This window comes from Rossellomorea marisflavi (assembly GCF_022170785.1).
In the GTDB taxonomy this organism is placed as follows: Bacteria; Bacillota; Bacilli; order Bacillales; family Bacillaceae_B; genus Rossellomorea; species Rossellomorea marisflavi_B.
In genome coordinates this window covers 1971367-1986838 of record NZ_CP081870.1, presented here as the reverse complement: position 1 = coordinate 1986838, position 15472 = coordinate 1971367, and the positions used below count along the sequence as shown (strand labels likewise).

16 protein-coding genes are annotated in these 15472 nt (G+C 47.3%); 3 read left to right on the top strand and 13 right to left on the bottom strand.

Annotated features, from left to right (window positions below; genetic code table 11):
- Positions 1–14 precede the first annotated feature (14 nt).
- Positions 15–974, bottom strand: a complete 960-nt coding sequence (locus tag K6T23_RS10475) for a hypothetical protein (RefSeq protein ID WP_238284277.1) — start codon at positions 972–974, stop codon at positions 15–17.
- A complete protein-coding gene (locus tag K6T23_RS10470; protein WP_079515980.1) occupies positions 971–1672 on the bottom strand; it encodes a glycosyltransferase family 2 protein in 702 nt (233 codons plus the stop codon). Before K6T23_RS10470 ends, K6T23_RS10475 begins: the two co-directional genes overlap by 4 nt.
- Positions 1673–1847: 175 nt before the next feature.
- Between K6T23_RS10470 and K6T23_RS10465 the strand changes: the two genes are divergently transcribed.
- Positions 1848–2915: a glycosyltransferase family 4 protein gene (locus K6T23_RS10465; RefSeq protein WP_238284276.1), complete on the top strand. Its 1068-nt coding sequence runs from the start codon at positions 1848–1850 to the stop codon at positions 2913–2915.
- 76 nt (positions 2916–2991) lie between these two features.
- On the top strand, positions 2992–3897 hold the full coding sequence (locus K6T23_RS10460) for an NAD-dependent epimerase/dehydratase family protein (RefSeq protein WP_056537031.1): 906 nt from the start codon (positions 2992–2994) through the stop codon (positions 3895–3897).
- A 150-nt stretch (positions 3898–4047) separates the two neighbouring features.
- Here K6T23_RS10460 and K6T23_RS10455 read toward each other — a convergent pair whose 3' ends face one another.
- The 5 genes from K6T23_RS10455 to K6T23_RS10440 all read right to left on the bottom strand — a co-directional run bounded on the left by K6T23_RS10455 (position 4048) and on the right by K6T23_RS10440 (position 7765).
- Positions 4048–4746, bottom strand: a complete 699-nt coding sequence (locus tag K6T23_RS10455) for a glycosyltransferase (RefSeq protein ID WP_238284275.1) — start codon at positions 4744–4746, stop codon at positions 4048–4050.
- Between the two features lie 133 nt (positions 4747–4879).
- Positions 4880–5290, bottom strand: coding sequence for a M67 family metallopeptidase (locus K6T23_RS10450; protein WP_197082247.1), 411 nt, complete (start codon positions 5288–5290; stop codon positions 4880–4882).
- Positions 5274–5408 carry a hypothetical protein gene (locus tag K6T23_RS22190; protein ID WP_258523385.1) on the bottom strand — a complete coding sequence of 45 codons (135 nt, stop codon included), beginning with the start codon at positions 5406–5408 and terminating at the stop codon, positions 5274–5276. Before K6T23_RS22190 ends, K6T23_RS10450 begins: the two co-directional genes overlap by 17 nt.
- 23 nt (positions 5409–5431) lie before the next feature.
- Positions 5432–6487, bottom strand: coding sequence for a hypothetical protein (locus tag K6T23_RS10445; RefSeq protein WP_238284274.1), 1056 nt, complete (start codon positions 6485–6487; stop codon positions 5432–5434).
- A gap of 96 nt (positions 6488–6583) precedes the next feature.
- Positions 6584–7765: a BMQ_0737 family morphogenetic spore coat protein gene (locus K6T23_RS10440; protein ID WP_142245911.1), complete on the bottom strand. Its 1182-nt coding sequence runs from the start codon at positions 7763–7765 to the stop codon at positions 6584–6586.
- Positions 7766–8235: 470 nt separating this feature from the next.
- Between K6T23_RS10440 and K6T23_RS10435 the strand changes: the two genes are divergently transcribed.
- Positions 8236–8751, top strand: coding sequence for a hypothetical protein (locus tag K6T23_RS10435; RefSeq protein ID WP_238284273.1), 516 nt, complete (start codon positions 8236–8238; stop codon positions 8749–8751).
- A gap of 67 nt (positions 8752–8818) precedes the next feature.
- Here K6T23_RS10435 and K6T23_RS10430 read toward each other — a convergent pair whose 3' ends face one another.
- The 6 genes from K6T23_RS10430 to rny form a co-directional block, all read right to left on the bottom strand.
- Entirely contained in the window at positions 8819–9685 is an 867-nt protein-coding gene (locus tag K6T23_RS10430) for a 2-oxoacid:ferredoxin oxidoreductase subunit beta (protein WP_238284272.1), read from the bottom strand.
- On the bottom strand, positions 9672–11423 hold the full coding sequence (locus tag K6T23_RS10425) for a 2-oxoacid:acceptor oxidoreductase subunit alpha (RefSeq protein ID WP_238284271.1): 1752 nt from the start codon (positions 11421–11423) through the stop codon (positions 9672–9674). Before K6T23_RS10425 ends, K6T23_RS10430 begins: the two co-directional genes overlap by 14 nt.
- A gap of 129 nt (positions 11424–11552) precedes the next feature.
- Positions 11553–12482, bottom strand: coding sequence for a dipeptidase (locus tag K6T23_RS10420; RefSeq protein ID WP_238284270.1), 930 nt, complete (start codon positions 12480–12482; stop codon positions 11553–11555).
- 81 nt (positions 12483–12563) lie between these two features.
- Positions 12564–12824, bottom strand: a complete 261-nt coding sequence (gene spoVS / locus K6T23_RS10415; RefSeq protein ID WP_034760060.1) for a stage V sporulation protein SpoVS — start codon at positions 12822–12824, stop codon at positions 12564–12566.
- 133 nt (positions 12825–12957) lie between these two features.
- A complete protein-coding gene (locus tag K6T23_RS10410; protein WP_056537045.1) occupies positions 12958–13761 on the bottom strand; it encodes a TIGR00282 family metallophosphoesterase in 804 nt (267 codons plus the stop codon).
- Between the two features lie 107 nt (positions 13762–13868).
- Positions 13869–15428, bottom strand: a complete 1560-nt coding sequence (rny, locus tag K6T23_RS10405) for a ribonuclease Y (RefSeq protein ID WP_048003983.1) — start codon at positions 15426–15428, stop codon at positions 13869–13871.
- Positions 15429–15472: the final 44 nt, after the last annotated feature.

Sequence of the window (15472 nt, the reverse complement as noted above, 5' to 3'; positions counted from 1 at the left end):
CCACTCTCCTTTAATCAGCTAATTGAATAGATGGCATTCATTCCATGGGGCTCAAGATCTTTCTCCCACATCAAAGCCATCTCCTTGATGTTATAACAGGCTATACGGGTTGGAAGGACTCCGTGCTGTCCGTAATACTCCCTAGAGCCGTCTTCATTCACCCTGCTTGACGGTCTGATCCGTGTGAATCCCACCAGGATGATGTCTTCAGTAAGCGGTTTGATGCCCCTGCACCAACCCAGTTTTTTCTCATGTGAGCCCACGGTTGTGAGGTCGATATCCTGAACGACCTGCAGGCTCCCTGCATTCACTTTGATGATGTGGCCGTCCACCTGCGTGAAATACAAATGGTTTTTATAAAGGACTCCGTCATGAATGAGCTGTCTGCCGATCGTGATTTCTTTCCAAGGATCGGTCAAACAGATCGCGTCTTTCTGCAGGCATCTTGTGACCCATATTTCATCCTCCAGTTCAAACACAAAGTTCGGGTGGTGCTTATGGGGTTTGGTCGTAGGGACTTTCCGGTAGTCAATCGATGGATCAAACGCTTTCCACGGCCCTCCCCTGCCAACATTCCACTCGTTCAAGATCACACCTTTAGGGGACGTTTCAATCACCATATCAAGCCCTGTGTTACAAATAAGTAGATTCCCGTTGTTTCTTGGATACACGTGATGAACATCATTCAATGAAGGATAGGTGAAATACTTCTCGAGCTGATAGGTGTTCAAATCGTATACCAATATTTCGGTATGCGTCGGAACATAGAGCTTGTTCTTCCTCAGCGTAGCGGCCGTAAACGATATTGAGGGGTCATCATCAGCACACACGCCCGGTGGTGAGATATATTCAATCACTTTTTCAATCTGCTGCGATTTTGTGTGAAACGAAAGGACGAGTCCTTTTTTAAATTGTTCCCAATCCTTCTTCAGACCGGCTTTCTGGGTGGCACCCGAAAGTATGAGTTCTCTCAATCTTCTTCACTCCTTTTCTCTCTATATAGCAACTGCAGTTCATTCATTTCCCGACGGATATCGACTTGATGGTTCATACTACCCGATGCCGGATGGGTGCGATACTTGATGAGGGGCAAATGAAGATAACCAAATGAGTATCCCCTCATCATCAGCCGCATCCACATCTCATAATCATGGGTGAAACGGTACTTCGGCTCGAAGAATCCTGCTTCCTTGAAGATCTTCCTCTTCATGAGCATCGTAGAACCGTTAATGGGATTACGATGCGCCAGAACGTCTTTCAGCCTTTTTATATCCTCGAAGGATTCATTGACCGACCACATCCATTCTGTTCCTGTATCCGTAATGAGAAGATAATCACTGAAGCAAAGGTCGATCCGGTTCCGCTCCATATACTCTACTTGCAGGGATATCTTCTCCGGGAGGAACAGATCATCTGAACTGAGCCAGGCGGTATAGGTCCCAGTAGCAGTATCCATCCCCCAGTTCAATGCTGTTGCCGTTCCTCCGTTGACTTTGTGGAGGACCGTAATCCGATCGGCATAAGGTTCAAGCTTTTCCAGATGCAATGTGGAGCCATCGTCCACCACAATCACTTCGATTGACGGATACGATTGATTGAGGGCGCTCTCGATTGCCTGATCCACGTAAGCACAATTATAGAACGGAATAATAATAGACACTTTTGGAATCATCCTTTCACCCCCTCATAAGCTTTTCTTCTCCATACTATGTAATGCTTGTTTCCGTTGACAGTAAAATCAGGAATTTCAGCGGTTATTCCCTGAATGTCCTGTACAACTTCCCGCCTCTTACATATACCTGATAATAAGGACCTACAAGTCCATTCGGTTAAAGGAGGATACTATCTTGAATGTTTTATTTGTCTTCTATGTCCCAAGTGGCGGCGTAGAAACGCTGAATCGACAGAGGGCTGCCGCTTTGCGTTCTGCAGGGATCCAGAGCGACTTTCTCTACTACAGCAAGAAAAGGGATCTGTTGAACCACGAAGAAAGCAATGTGTATATCGCTGATCAGGATGCAGACATCCAGAGGATCCTAAAAAAAGGCCGGTACGATGCCATCATCATCACATCCGACTACAGAGGCATGGAACGATTCCGGAAACTTGGTTACAAGGGGAAGATCCTATTGGAGATACAAGGATATGGTCCCCAGGCAACAGCACGGGCTGAGATGAAAAATGCCATTCCCTATGTCAATCAATTCTGCGATGGGTTGCTCTATCCGAAAACACCGCATATCGGAGCTATATTCAATGAGTTTTTCCCTGGTACCCCAACATTCGGATTCAATAACTGCTTTGATGCGGATGCCTTTGCCTACAGAGCGCTCCCGAAGCACCCATCCCCGATCATCGCATGGATCGGCAGGCTCGAGGATAATAAAAACTGGAGGGAATTCCTGCACATCGGGCACGAGATGATCAAAAGGAAGCCTGGAGTCCAGCTATATATGTTCGAAGATCCAAGTCTCTCCACACCAAAAGAACGTCAGGATTTCAACACGCTGAAATCGATTTTAAAACTTGATGACCACCTTCACCTCCTTCAGAATGTCCCCCATTCCCAGATGCCTCATTATTTCTCGAGGATCGGTGATTCCGGAGGATTCCTGTGCTGCACGTCCAAGGTCGAAGGAGCCCCTTACTCCCCTTTGGAAGCGATGAGTTGCAGATGTCCCGTCCTCACATCAGATTCAGACGGGATCAGAAGCGCCGTGCTCCATAACCAAACGGGAAAATATTATTCAATCGGGAACGTCCAGACAGCAGTCGAGCAGGCGGTGCAGCTGATGGATGATGGACAGCTGCGTTCGTACATCATCGAAAATGCCCTTCTCCACCTCAAATCGCAGTTTGGGCACGAAGCTTATAGAATTCACTTCTATGGCATGCTCAAAACTTTAGGCATCTAAAACACCCTTACATGGGCGTGCTGTTCAACCCGAATCATCTTTTTTGCATAGGGTATTAAAAACAGAGGTGAATACTATGGAAAAAGCTATTGTTACCGGTGGAGCGGGTTTCATCGGCTCTCATCTGGCAGACAATTTGATCAAAGAGGGCTTGGACGTTCATATCATCGATGATCTAAGCAGCGGAAAAGTAAAGCATCTGCCTGCTTCCGCTTCGTTTCATCAGTTGGATATAAGATCTCAAGAAGCAAGGGAACTCATCACTTCCATTAAACCGGATGTTATCTATCACCTTGCAGCCCAGGCAGATGTGAACCGGTCATTGAATGATCCGCACATGGATATGTTGGTGAATGTGGGAGGCACAATCAATATCTTGGAAGCATGCAGGAATTTGTCCCTGAAGAAATTTGTCTTTTCTTCCACTTCTGCTGTATACGGAAATTCATCCGAGTCTGTGCTCACCGAAGATGTGCCTGCTTCTCCCCTTTCATTTTATGGCCTCTCCAAGCTAGCAGCTGAACGATATATCACCCTCTATCACGACCTCTTTTCTATCCCTTACACCATTTTGAGATACGGAAATGTTTATGGTCCTAGACAGACGGCCAAAGGGGAAGGCGGTGTCATCGCCGTCTTTACCGACAAACTCTCTAAAGGAGAATCGTTAAAGGTGAATGGAGACGGATTGCAGACAAGGGACTATGTATATGTGCAAGACATCGTATCTGCCAACATCGCGGCTGGTAAGGCACCGGATGTGGGAACGTTTGTAGTAGGGACCGGTATCCCCACATCACTGCTCGATGTTATCAAGATTCTTGAGACTACCACAGGGAAATCCATTCCCTATATCCACGGTCAGGACCGGCCGGGGGATATTAAACACAGCTGTCTGGATCCTGCTTTAATCAGCCGGGTCCTCGGCTGGACTCCCCGATTCAACATGGACATGGGCATTTCCGAAACGGTCTGTCGTTAATGGAATGACAGAGATCATCCACTTCAACTACCCACTAGGAACAAGTAATTCTTAATAGTCATAGCAGAAATGAAAAAACCCGAACTCCTTTGCCTGATAAAAGGAGTTCGGGTTTTACTATGACTAAAATATGTTTGTCCCAGCCTCTTTCTATTTTTTCCGTCTGGGAGATTGAAAGAGTTTGCTGTACGTTTGTTGAATCTGTTGTGCTTCATTTGCTATCCCGCCTGCAAAACGGGCCGTTCCCATCCCCGGGTGCACACGGTATAACACGAGGGATTCATCAAAGTAATGCATGGGCGTAAACAAACTGAGTCGGCACCACATTTCATAATCCTGTGCAAATTTGTATCCTTCATCAAACCAGCCTGCCTGCTTCATGAGAGAAATTTCTGCCATGACCGTACACCCATTCACCGGGCACCCTTGAAGCAGCCGCTGTTTGAATGTCCCATGCCTCATGGGGGCAGAACGTATTTCGCTAATAATCGTATTGTTTGAATCAACCGTTTTAAATGCCGTATAGGAGAGTCTTGATCCATTCCTCTGCATAAACGTCACTTGCTTTTGTACTTTATCGGCGACAAATTGATCATCGGAGCTCAGCCAGGCGAAGTAATGACCTGTTGCATGCCGCAATCCTTCATTAAGTGCCGAGGCGGTTCCTCCGTTCGATTTCCGGATGTATTTGATTCGGTGTCTGTAAGGGGCGATCTTCTCGGTGAACTTGGTAGAACCATCGTCCACTACAATGACTTCTATATCAGGATAGGTTTGATGGATGGCACTTCGTATCGCCTGATCGACATATGGACAATTGTAAAATGGGATGATGATTGAGACTTTCACATAATCACCTCTTTCCTGCTTGTCTCCCTATACTATATGCATTCATTGGTTAACCCGCTTGTGCGTTTCACCGTCTCTCGTAATCTACTCTTTCAAATAAAAGACAAATGGGAATAAGAGTGCCGATGCACTCTTATTCCACAATGATGGTCAAATGCATGACCTGCCTTCCGCGGATTCTATAGCAGCGGATCCCTTCTTCCGCTCCTCCAACGGAAATGATGAAGTAGAATACATCTGGTGCATGATCGATATCATCTTGAGAAGGGACAGGCAGTCCATTCGGATGAGAATGGTATAATCCGATAAATGCCTCATTGCGTTCATGCATTTCCCTGACCGCACGTTCCTTTTCCCCTTCATCAATGGCAAAGGAAAACGGGGACGGTTCAGTATTTCTCATCGGCCATACCCTTGTGCATTTGGATCCGCTTCCTGATAAGAGTCCGCATGCTTCATTCGGCATGGAAGATTTCGCCTCCAGGATCAACCTGCTATAGAGATTCTTTGAAAGAAAGACTGACTCTTTACGCGTTGCACCCACACCCTTTAAACTTGAACTTGGTGCGCTCTGCTGCGATTTTTTCCCTTTGTTCTTTTTTGATGCCGATGGGTATGCTTTTTTTCTGTCTGTATATTTGGTTTTGATCTTTTTTCATCATGGTGGTTCACCCCCTTCCATGGGTCATCGAAAGTACTTTTGCGGATTGAACATCGTCTTCTTGGAATCGGAGGGCAGGGGAATGTTTCCATACTCATCAAATTCCGGGTTCACCTGCGGGACTTCCGCTTTTTTCTGGGATTTCATATGTTTATACAGATCATTTTTTTTGTTCGATTGTTGTTTGATTCTACCTTTTAATGCTTCATCCTCAGATTCCAATTCAAGCTCCCTTGCACTTTGTTTAGGAGCCCTTTGTTTCTGATCATGCAGAAGGGTGATCTCCCTTTCCAGCTCCCCTTCCCGCTCCTTGAAGTGGTCGATCTGTTGCTTGAGGCTTTGGATTTCTTCCTCATAATAGGTTTCAATTTTATTGATTTCTTCCTGTATCTTCTTCACTTCGGTGAGATGATTTTGAGCGGATTCGTTTATGCTTTGCTGCTCGGCTATCGCACCCTTCACTTCTGTGAACTTTGCTGAATACTCTCGAAGCTGCCCATCGATTTCCTCCAGCCTCTTTAAGATCTCAGCATTCATTTCTTCGTGCTCCCTACCGGATAAAAAATGCCACATCGTATATCTCCACCTTTCCGAATGAGATTTCAGCTGTTGATAAATCAGCTCCACCATCTTTCTATTCGTCTCCAACCCCATGAGGATACCACCGCAGTCAATCCTTACAACACCACTGGATGGAGTTTCACATACGAGTTTAACCACCCTCTCCTTCACTGCTTTCAGCATTTCGGGTCCCTTGGTCTCGATCATGATGACTTCCACTGGAGGGGGAGATGGCCTTCCTCCTTTCACTCTTTCCTGATGAATCGTATCCTTTAGCTGCTCCATTTTTCTTTTCAGGGTAAGGATCACTTCACCTTGTTCCCTTTCCCGGGTCTTCCATTCTCTCAATTGAGCCTGTAGGGATTCAACGCCACGGTGGCCACCTGCTTCCTCCGGCATCCTTGCCTTCTCCATGCGGCCTGGACCGCGTTCTGCCAATTCCCCGAACAACGATTCCACTTCTTCCGATATGACCCGAATATCATCAAGTGCCTTCAATGCTTCACCTTTATCCACCATCCGCAAACACCCCCATCAATCTCTTTCCTTTATCATATGTACAGATTCTTTCCATGTTAAAAAAAGGAGGGAGAGTTTCCCCTCTCTCCCTAATCATTAGCCGTTCAATAGGTCATTAAATGTTTGACACTCGCTGAATTCAACGAGGGCTTCTACAACTCCGCTGTCGAAGATAACGGCATTGGCAGTGTTACGAAGGATCAGGCGGAAGCCTTCTGCAATCGGTCCAAGCAGGCCTGTGAAGATTTGAAGTTCGTAGAACAATTGCTCAGGGGCGCCATCGAAGTAGCGGATCCCTTCTCCAACTGCAGTCAATGCATCTGTTCCGCAAGTTACGCGGTCGATGGAAGACGGGTTGAAGCTGAAGCTGAAGTCCGGTTGGAATCCAGTTGCAGTCGGTGCAGGAGTCGGTCCGACCTCAGTATCAACAAAGGAGTAAGACCATGTGCTGTCCCCAAGGGAACATTCTTGACAGATTTCCGCTCTGAGAGTGGATAGACCTGTAACAAGTTCTGCCGCTGCTCCGGTACCGAATGTGGCTTCGGTATCTTCATTTCTTGCAAGAGCTGTACCTTGACACTCACAGTTGGCAACCGGGAACAAGCCAGGGCATTGACGTGGGAACTCAAGAAGGCTCAGGTCACACTGAAGTTGCTCTTCTGGTACTGGAATGTTATTTGGACGTGGGAAGCAGAACTTAGCCAATACTTCCAACTTCACAGGGAATTCCACTTGAACATCTTTACAAAGGACAACACGAAGCGGAATCATCGGTCCGAATGGATCTGGTCCCATAAGGACGCCACCGGAAGAGGCGATGACTTGCGTTGCACGGATGTTCAGGTTGGCATTCGTGATGCCAGTCGGCACACAAAGCATGATTTCATCAGTGAATTGAGTGCGGACTGTGAACGTACAAGCTGGTACACCTGCGATAAGGATGGTGACTTCTACTGGAACTGTCCATACGATCAGGACGCGGCCAGGGTTACCATTTTCAAGGATGGTACCAGTCACACTGACGCTTGCAGGATCAACCGGAGCTGTCTGTACTTCCACACGTTGACCGGCCGCTAGTGCTGCACTGACGGCTGCACGGCAGTCTTCATCAGGGATGAAGTTTTTGTTTTCGTATCGATTGGCATAAAACACCCAATCATACACTTTGTCGACACGAATACATTCTGGAGCCAGATCATTTGGATCCAATGGAATTGGAGATGGTGATGGTGTTGGCGTAGGAGTCTGGGAACCCCTAAGTTGTTTACGCTTATTCAAACAAATCCTTCCTTTCGTCTACATGAATATTTATTTAACACTACATCCTATGGGGGCATCGCGAATCGGTATAGAGAAAACACCTAGATTCCCAAAAAAAAATATAAACGGCATGATTTTCAGCATGTGAAAAAAAGGCGCAGTCCCCCCTGACACCTATCCAACAATTTTCCGTTGGACGTGCATAGGATGTAAAAGGAAGGTGAAGAACAACCTCTTATGAATGGATTCCATACATGCGCCCGCATCGGGAATAACAATGGTCGCATCATTCAAAGAGATGATGAGATTAAATAAGAAACATCAAACGTTTACGCTTAGAATGAATATTCGTGTGCGGATAAAAATACAGAAAGAAAGCCGAGTAAACGCTGGGAAGTTTACTTGGCTTTATTCATTGGATGGACGAATGACCCGGTTCATACATATATATAGAAGTAAAAGAAACCAGCGAAAGAGAGGTGACCCGCATGAATCGGCTCGATCCCATCCAGCTCAATCAGCTGATCATCCATTATAAATCGGAAATGCAAAGGTTCAAACAGGAATATGAGGCATTGGAGTCCACTTTATCAAGAAAGGCAATCCTGACACTGAAGCGCCAAGTCGAGGAGCTGAAGGAAGAAAACAGGCAGCTGACCGAACGAATCGCCAAGGAAGAAATCGGACGCCACAGCCTTTCTTTCCTTATCAGGGATAATGAAGGCATCGTGAAGATCGATAAGGAAGAGATCGAAAGGCTGAAAGAGACAGTCCTACAACTGGAGGCCGAACTCGCGAAGGAAAGGCATCATAAGGAATCAACACACGGAGAGTTTACAAAGATCATTGATGAGAAGAATGAAGAGATCAGGAAGTTGATCACCTCTATAAACGAGGAAAAGAAAAGACAAAACGAAGTAGCCGAGGCACTGGAACGCTTGAAGCAAAGATTCCTGGTTCTAAAAGCGGGCTATATGAGAAGCATGCAACGTGGTCAGCGATGAGCAGAGCCGGATGTTCCGTTCTGTGCACATAAAGAAACCGGACTCTTCCGTGAGAGCCCGGTTTGTTTTACATAAATTCCTTCACCAATTGATCGAACGTAGCTTCTTCGAGACGAATATCATGAGAACTCAATGGTTCTTCCGAGTAGTCGGGGATCAATTCCTGATAGGAAGGTTGATAGCTATTCTGATAGATGAGACCCGTCACGAGTCCCTGTTTCTCCATTAGGAGGCTCATGGCTTCTTCCTTATTTGAAGGATCATATCCTTCCACATCGGAAAGCTTGGTGAGGTTTTCCTTGAACCAATCGTACGTATTAATCTTATTATAGGTCACACATGGACTGAATACGTTGATCAGAGAAAACCCTTCATGGTTCAACCCTGCTTCAATCAGTGCAGTCAGTTCCTTCAGGTCAGAAGAAAAGCTTTGTGCGACAAATGTGGCACCGGCGGTCAAAGCCATCTCCATTGGTGCAAGAGCAGGTTCGATGCTCCCTTGAGGAGTGGATTTTGTTTTAAAACCGGTAGAAGACCTTGGGGAAGTCTGTCCTTTAGTCAATCCGTATATTTGGTTATCCATGACGATATACGTAATGTTGACGTTTCTCCGGATTGCATGGATCGTATGACCGAGCCCGATGGCAAAACCATCGCCATCACCTCCGGATGCAATTACCGTCAACTCCCTATTTGCCATTTTCAGCCCCTGGGCTATAGGCAGGGAACGACCATGGATCCCGTGGAAACCGTATGAATTGATATAGCCGGAAATCCTGCCGGAACAACCGATACCTGAAACGACGGCCAGCTGTTCCGGATCCAGTCCTACATTCGCAGAAGCACGCTGTATGGCGGCCTGGACAGAGAAGTCACCGCATCCGGGACACCAGTTCGGCTTGACATTATTCCTGAAATCTTTAAATGTTGCCATTTTGCGTCAGCTCCTTACATCTTTCATGTATTTCATGCGGGAGGAAAGGTGTCCCGTCATATTTGGTCATATTGACGACCTTTTGGCCGTATCCTGCATTCATCTTCAAGATATTCGCCAGCTGTCCGGTAGCATTATTCTCGATGACAACCACTTTTTTCGCGGCTGCAAGCTGAGGCTGTATGGCTTCCGTAGGGAAAGGGTGAATCAGGCGGATATGGGCATGGTTGACAGAGATCCCCTCTTTCTCCAAACGCACCATGGCTTCTTCGATCGCTCCCCTGGTGGAATTGAATCCCACGAGGAGGAGATCGGGCTCCTCATGTCGTGCCTGAATATGAACCGGTGTGTCAAAGCGGATATCATTCAGCTTGCGCATCCTCTTATCCATCTGTGCCTGCCTGTTCACCGGCGATTCCGACGGTTTCCCCGTTTCGTCATGCTCCACCCCGGTAACATGATGAATGCCGTTTTTCATTCCTGGGATTACCCTTGGAGACACGCCATCTCCGGTCACTTCATAGCGCTTGAAGTAGTGCTTCGGCTCAAGTTCATCCAGCTCTTTGTCCGCAAGCTTCCCCCTCTTGATCTCCACTTTTGAATAATCAAGCGGCTCCACGGTCTGTTTACCTAATGAAAGCTGCAGGTCAGAAAGGATGATGACAGGGCACTGATACTCCTCGGCGAGATTGAAGGCTTCAACCGTATCATAAAACGCTTCCTGCACCGTACTTGGAGCGAGGACGATTTTAGGAATTTCGCCGTGCGTCCCGTAAATCATCGCCATCAGATCGGATTGTTCCTGCTTTGTAGGAAGTCCGGTGGACGGTCCTCCCCTTTGCGTATCCACCACGACTAGAGGCTGTTCGGTCATGCCGGATAATCCGATAGCCTCCATCATGAGTGAAAGGCCAGGTCCTGCAGATGCCGTGAATGATCGGATTCCGCCATAGTTGGCACCGATCGCCATCGTCGCCGCAGCAATCTCATCCTCGGTCTGAATCACCGTCCCGCCAACGAGTGGCAACTTCTTGATCAGATACTCCATGATCTCCGAGGCCGGCGTGATGGGGTAAGCAGCCATCAAGCGAACTCCTCCTGCAAGGGCACCGAGAGCAATGGCGTCATTCCCGATCATGAACATACGCTTATTCCCATCTGCCGCTTCCAACTGAAGGGAACCGGCTTTGTCACCTAGATCGGCATTCATCTTCTCAAACCCCTGCCTGATCGCCTCCATATTCTTCTCGACCACGGCATCCCCTTTACGACCGAAGATTTCAACGACCACTTCTTTGAATACAGATGGGTCCAGGTTCATCACTGCGCAAGTGGAGCCGACCGCAACCATATTCTTCATCAGGGAAGTCCCAAGCTCTGTGGCAAGCTCCGTGAAAGGCACCACATATAGTTCTGCGGCTGTATCCTCAGGCTTGACCGGTTTGAACTTCGCATCGGCAATGATGATGCCTTCATTATGTAATTCCTTATAGTTCACATCGATCGTCTCTTGATCGAATGCAACGAGAATATCAAGATCATCGGCAATCGCCCTTACCTGCGTGGTTGAGACGCGAATCTTGTTATTCGTATGTCCTCCCTTGATCCTAGAGGAGAAATGACGATATCCATATAAATAATAACCGAGGCGGTTCAAAGCCATGGAGAAGATTTCTCCTGTACTCTCGATCCCTTCTCCCTGTTGTCCGCCGACCTTCCAGGAAAGCTGATGCTTCATTCCATTCAATCCCTTCCATAGCAATCTATTAAATGGGAAAACGGTCTCCCCCTATACCTTACTCACTTAAACAGTGTATCACTTTTACCTAAAAATCACTACCTGCAATTCGCACCATTCCACTGTGGATTACACGATTTCAGGAAGCCTTTTCAGCGCATTTCCACCAATGAATTTTCGCACTTGAGCTTCTGAAAAATAACGAAGAAGCATACCGACCATCGAGCCATAATCAGAAAAGCTGCTTAACCCGCTCACCGTTTGGTCGATCCCGTCAAAATCAGAGCCAAAACCAATATGGTCCTCGCCACCTAGACTGCACACATGATCGACATGGCGGATCACGTCATACATGGAGGCCTCTTTCGCTGTATTCAAGAATGGAGGGACGAAGGTGATGCCGATGAATCCGTCCTTTGCAATCAGTCCCTCTATTTGATCATTCTTTAAATTTCGTGGGTTTTGACAAATCGTATAGGCGTTTGAATGGGAAGCGATAGGATGTTCGGCAACAGACAGTGCATCCCAAAATGCTTTTTCACTGAGATGTGACATGTCCGTCCACATCCCATGACCATTGAGGAACGTGATGATCTCCATCCCGAACTTCGTCAGGCCAGCCCCCCTCGGTTCAAGAGCCCCGTCTGCTGCGGCATTGGCCCAGTTCCAGGTCAGACCGACTGACGCCACCCCCAGGCGATAGAGAATCTCCAATTTCTCCATATCCTCTTCGATTGCTTCAATGCCTTCCAGAGACAGCATGGCACCGATTTCACCTTCTTGCAAGGCGAGTACGTCCTTCCTTGACCGTACCATCACCATCTTCTCATTAGGAGCAATCACTTGACGGTGAAAGAGATTGACCATCGTCAGGGCAGCCTGAAACCGTTCGCCAGGCTTCAGATGGGTAGGTACAAATATGGCGAAGAGCTGTACCCGACTGTTTTGCTGCTTCAGCTGTGGGTACGTGATCATCAATCCATTTTTTGTATTGAATAAATGTCGACCCGGATCCATGTACAGTTTCATTAGTACGTCACAATGTGTATCGATGATCATACAAGCACCTCCCGGTAGTTATATCTATCGTAATCAACGAAATAAGGGCTGTCCACCTTGGCGGACAGCCCTTGACGTTCTTTATCTTGGTTCTACAATCAACTTGATCGCGGTTCGTTCTTCTCCGTCGATCAGGATATCTGTGAATGCCGGAATACAGATCAAATCTAAACCACTCGGAGCCACAAATCCGCGGGCGATGGCAACGGCCTTTACAGCCTGGTTCAGTGCACCGGCACCGATTGCCTGGATTTCAGCTCCCCCTCTCTCACGAAGAACACCGGCAAGTGCACCTGCTACAGAATTAGGATTAGATTTTGCTGAAACTTTTAATATTTCCATTCCTTTTCCTCCTTGTCATTTCCCCTATACCGTATGCTTGTGGTAAAGAACAAACTTGGTATAAACAATTCCACTGCTACTATATTCAGGAAATGGACAAATCATTCCGGTATGGATGAAAAAGGAGTGAATTTTAGTATTCAGTCATGAACGGATGATCTTGATTGATGAGGATGCGTTCAATCTTCGATGCCTTTCCGGTTTTTTGATCAATATCGATCAAGCAGGCACTCAGGGTTTTCCTACCGGTCTTAGGTACTTCGAAGCGCACAGGAAGACTCGTCTGGAATCGTTTGATCACCGAGTCTTTGTTCATTCCGAGTACTTCATCATAGGGACCCGTCATGCCGACATCACACATGAATGCCGTCCCGTTCGGCAATATCCGGTTGTCTGCTGTCTGCACATGGGTGTGTGTTCCGATGACGGCAGATACCCTGCCATCGAGAAACCAGCCCACCGCCTGTTTTTCACTTGTTGCTTCGGCATGAAAATCAACGAAAACGATCGGCGTCCGCTTCCTTGCTTCGGTCACCAAGTCGTCGAGAACAGCAAAAGGATCATCGAGTGGGGGCATGAATGTCCTACCCTGTGCATTGATCACCGCAACTTCCTTGCCGTGTACGTGGGCAAATACCAATCCTTGCCCAGGTGTACCCTCAGGGAAATTCGCAGGACGAACAATCTGCTTTGCTCCGTCGATGAAGTCAAAAACATCTCTGTTATCCCATGCATGGTTCCCAAGGGTCACCATGTTGGCTCCATCCTGAATGAACTGCTTGTATATCTTTTCCGTGATTCCCCGGCCTGAGGCTGCATTCTCCCCGTTTACAATCGTAAAATCCGGAAGATGTTTTTTCTTCAATTTAGGTAAATATTCAGAGATCATTTCCCGGCCCATTGAGCCTACGACATCTCCTACAAATAATAATTTCATAAAAAAATCCCTTCTGTTTGCTTCATTACGTTATTGTATCACATCCGGAAGCATTTGAATCAATAAAAAAGCTGACTCAGAAAGGGGAGCCCTCCTGAGTCAACCTGTTATTTCGCGTATTCTACTGCCCTTGTCTCACGAATCACCGTGACTTTAATATGTCCCGGATAATCCAATTCACTTTCGATCCGTTTTCGGATGTCCCGTGCAAGTCTGTGAGATTCCAGATCGTCGATGGCTTCCGGCCGGACCATGATCCGGACTTCACGCCCTGCCTGGATGGCAAATGACTTCTCGACCCCTTCATAGGACTCTGAGATCTCTTCAAGTTTCTCAAGGCGTCGGATATAGTTCTCAAGGGTTTCGCTTCTTGCGCCCGGTCTTGCTGCAGAAAGAGCATCTGCTGCAGCGACGAGGACTGCAATGATAGACGTTGGCTCAGTATCCCCGTGATGGGATGCGATACTGTTCACGACAACCGGATGTTCCTTGTACTTGGTGGCAAGTTCAACGCCGATTTCAACGTGACTTCCTTCCACTTCGTGGTCAATTGCCTTACCGATATCGTGAAGAAGGCCTGCCCGTTTTGCCAAACGTTCATCTTCACCAAGTTCTGCCGCCAATAGCCCGGATAGATGAGCTACTTCGATGGAATGCTTCAAGACGTTCTGTCCATAGCTCGTACGGTACTTCAAGCGACCGAGGATCTTGATGAGGTCAGGATGCAATCCGTGGACACCTACTTCGAATGTGGTCTGCTCACCGATCTCGCGGATGTACTCATCCACTTCACGACGGGATTTGTCGACCATTTCTTCGATGCGTGCCGGATGGATACGACCATCCTGGACCAATTTCTCAAGTGCGATTCGAGCAGTCTCCCTGCGGATCGGGTCGAATCCTGAAAGAATGACCGCCTCTGGGGTATCATCGATAATGAGATCAATTCCTGTTAGTGTTTCCAGAGTACGGATGTTTCTTCCTTCCCTTCCGATGATACGACCTTTCATCTCATCGTTAGGCAGGTTCACGACGCTGACTGTCGTTTCAGCCACATGTTCTGCGGCACAACGCTGAATTGCGAGGGATAGAACTTCCTTCGCCTTCTTGTCTGCGTCTTCCTTAGCACGGGTTTCGTGTTCGCGAACCATGATGGCAATATCATGGGACAGTTCATTTTCCACACGCTCAAGAATGATGCCCTTCGCTTCTTCTCGCGTCAGGCTCGAGATGCGTTCAAGCTCCGTTTGCTGCAATCTTACCATCTCGTCCACTTTGCTTTCCATCTCTTCAATATGTTGTTGTCTCTCGTTTAGAGTACCTTCTCTGCGTTCAAGCTGAGATTCCCGTTTGTCGAGCGTCTCATCTTTACGGTCCAGATTCTCCTCTTTTTGCATCAAACGATTTTCTTGTTTTTGCAGTTCATTTCTTCGTTCACGGAGTTCATTTTCCATTTCAGTGCGAAGTTTATGATTTTCGTCCTTTGCCTCAAGCAAGGCCTCTTTTTTCAGAGCATCCGCTTCACGCCTGGCCTCTTCCAAAATCTGCTCTGCGGAACCTTTGGCTCCTGCAATCTTCGCTTCGGCAATGGATCTGCGAATAAAGTATCCAACAACGACACCGACGATAAGGCTAAGCAAAATGGAGATGAGTGTTATAGGTTGCATCATTTCACCTCCTCTTGCTATCACTTTCATCATGTTTTTTACAT

Coding starts and splice junctions, on each gene's coding strand:
- K6T23_RS10420 (WP_238284270.1), bottom strand. CDS start 12,482: ATGATCATCGATACACATTGTGACGTACTAATGAAACTGTACATGGAT.
- K6T23_RS10435 (WP_238284273.1), top strand. CDS start 8,236: ATGAATCGGCTCGATCCCATCCAGCTCAATCAGCTGATCATCCATTAT.
- K6T23_RS10425 (WP_238284271.1), bottom strand. CDS start 11,423: ATGAAGCATCAGCTTTCCTGGAAGGTCGGCGGACAACAGGGAGAAGGG.
- K6T23_RS22190 (WP_258523385.1), bottom strand. CDS start 5,408: ATGATGAAAAAAGATCAAAACCAAATATACAGACAGAAAAAAAGCATA.
- K6T23_RS10445 (WP_238284274.1), bottom strand. CDS start 6,487: ATGGTGGATAAAGGTGAAGCATTGAAGGCACTTGATGATATTCGGGTC.
- K6T23_RS10470 (WP_079515980.1), bottom strand. CDS start 1,672: ATGATTCCAAAAGTGTCTATTATTATTCCGTTCTATAATTGTGCTTAC.
- K6T23_RS10430 (WP_238284272.1), bottom strand. CDS start 9,685: ATGGCAACATTTAAAGATTTCAGGAATAATGTCAAGCCGAACTGGTGT.
- K6T23_RS10460 (WP_056537031.1), top strand. CDS start 2,992: ATGGAAAAAGCTATTGTTACCGGTGGAGCGGGTTTCATCGGCTCTCAT.
- rny (WP_048003983.1), bottom strand. CDS start 15,428: ATGCAACCTATAACACTCATCTCCATTTTGCTTAGCCTTATCGTCGGT.
- K6T23_RS10410 (WP_056537045.1), bottom strand. CDS start 13,761: ATGAAATTATTATTTGTAGGAGATGTCGTAGGCTCAATGGGCCGGGAA.
- spoVS (WP_034760060.1), bottom strand. CDS start 12,824: ATGGAAATATTAAAAGTTTCAGCAAAATCTAATCCTAATTCTGTAGCA.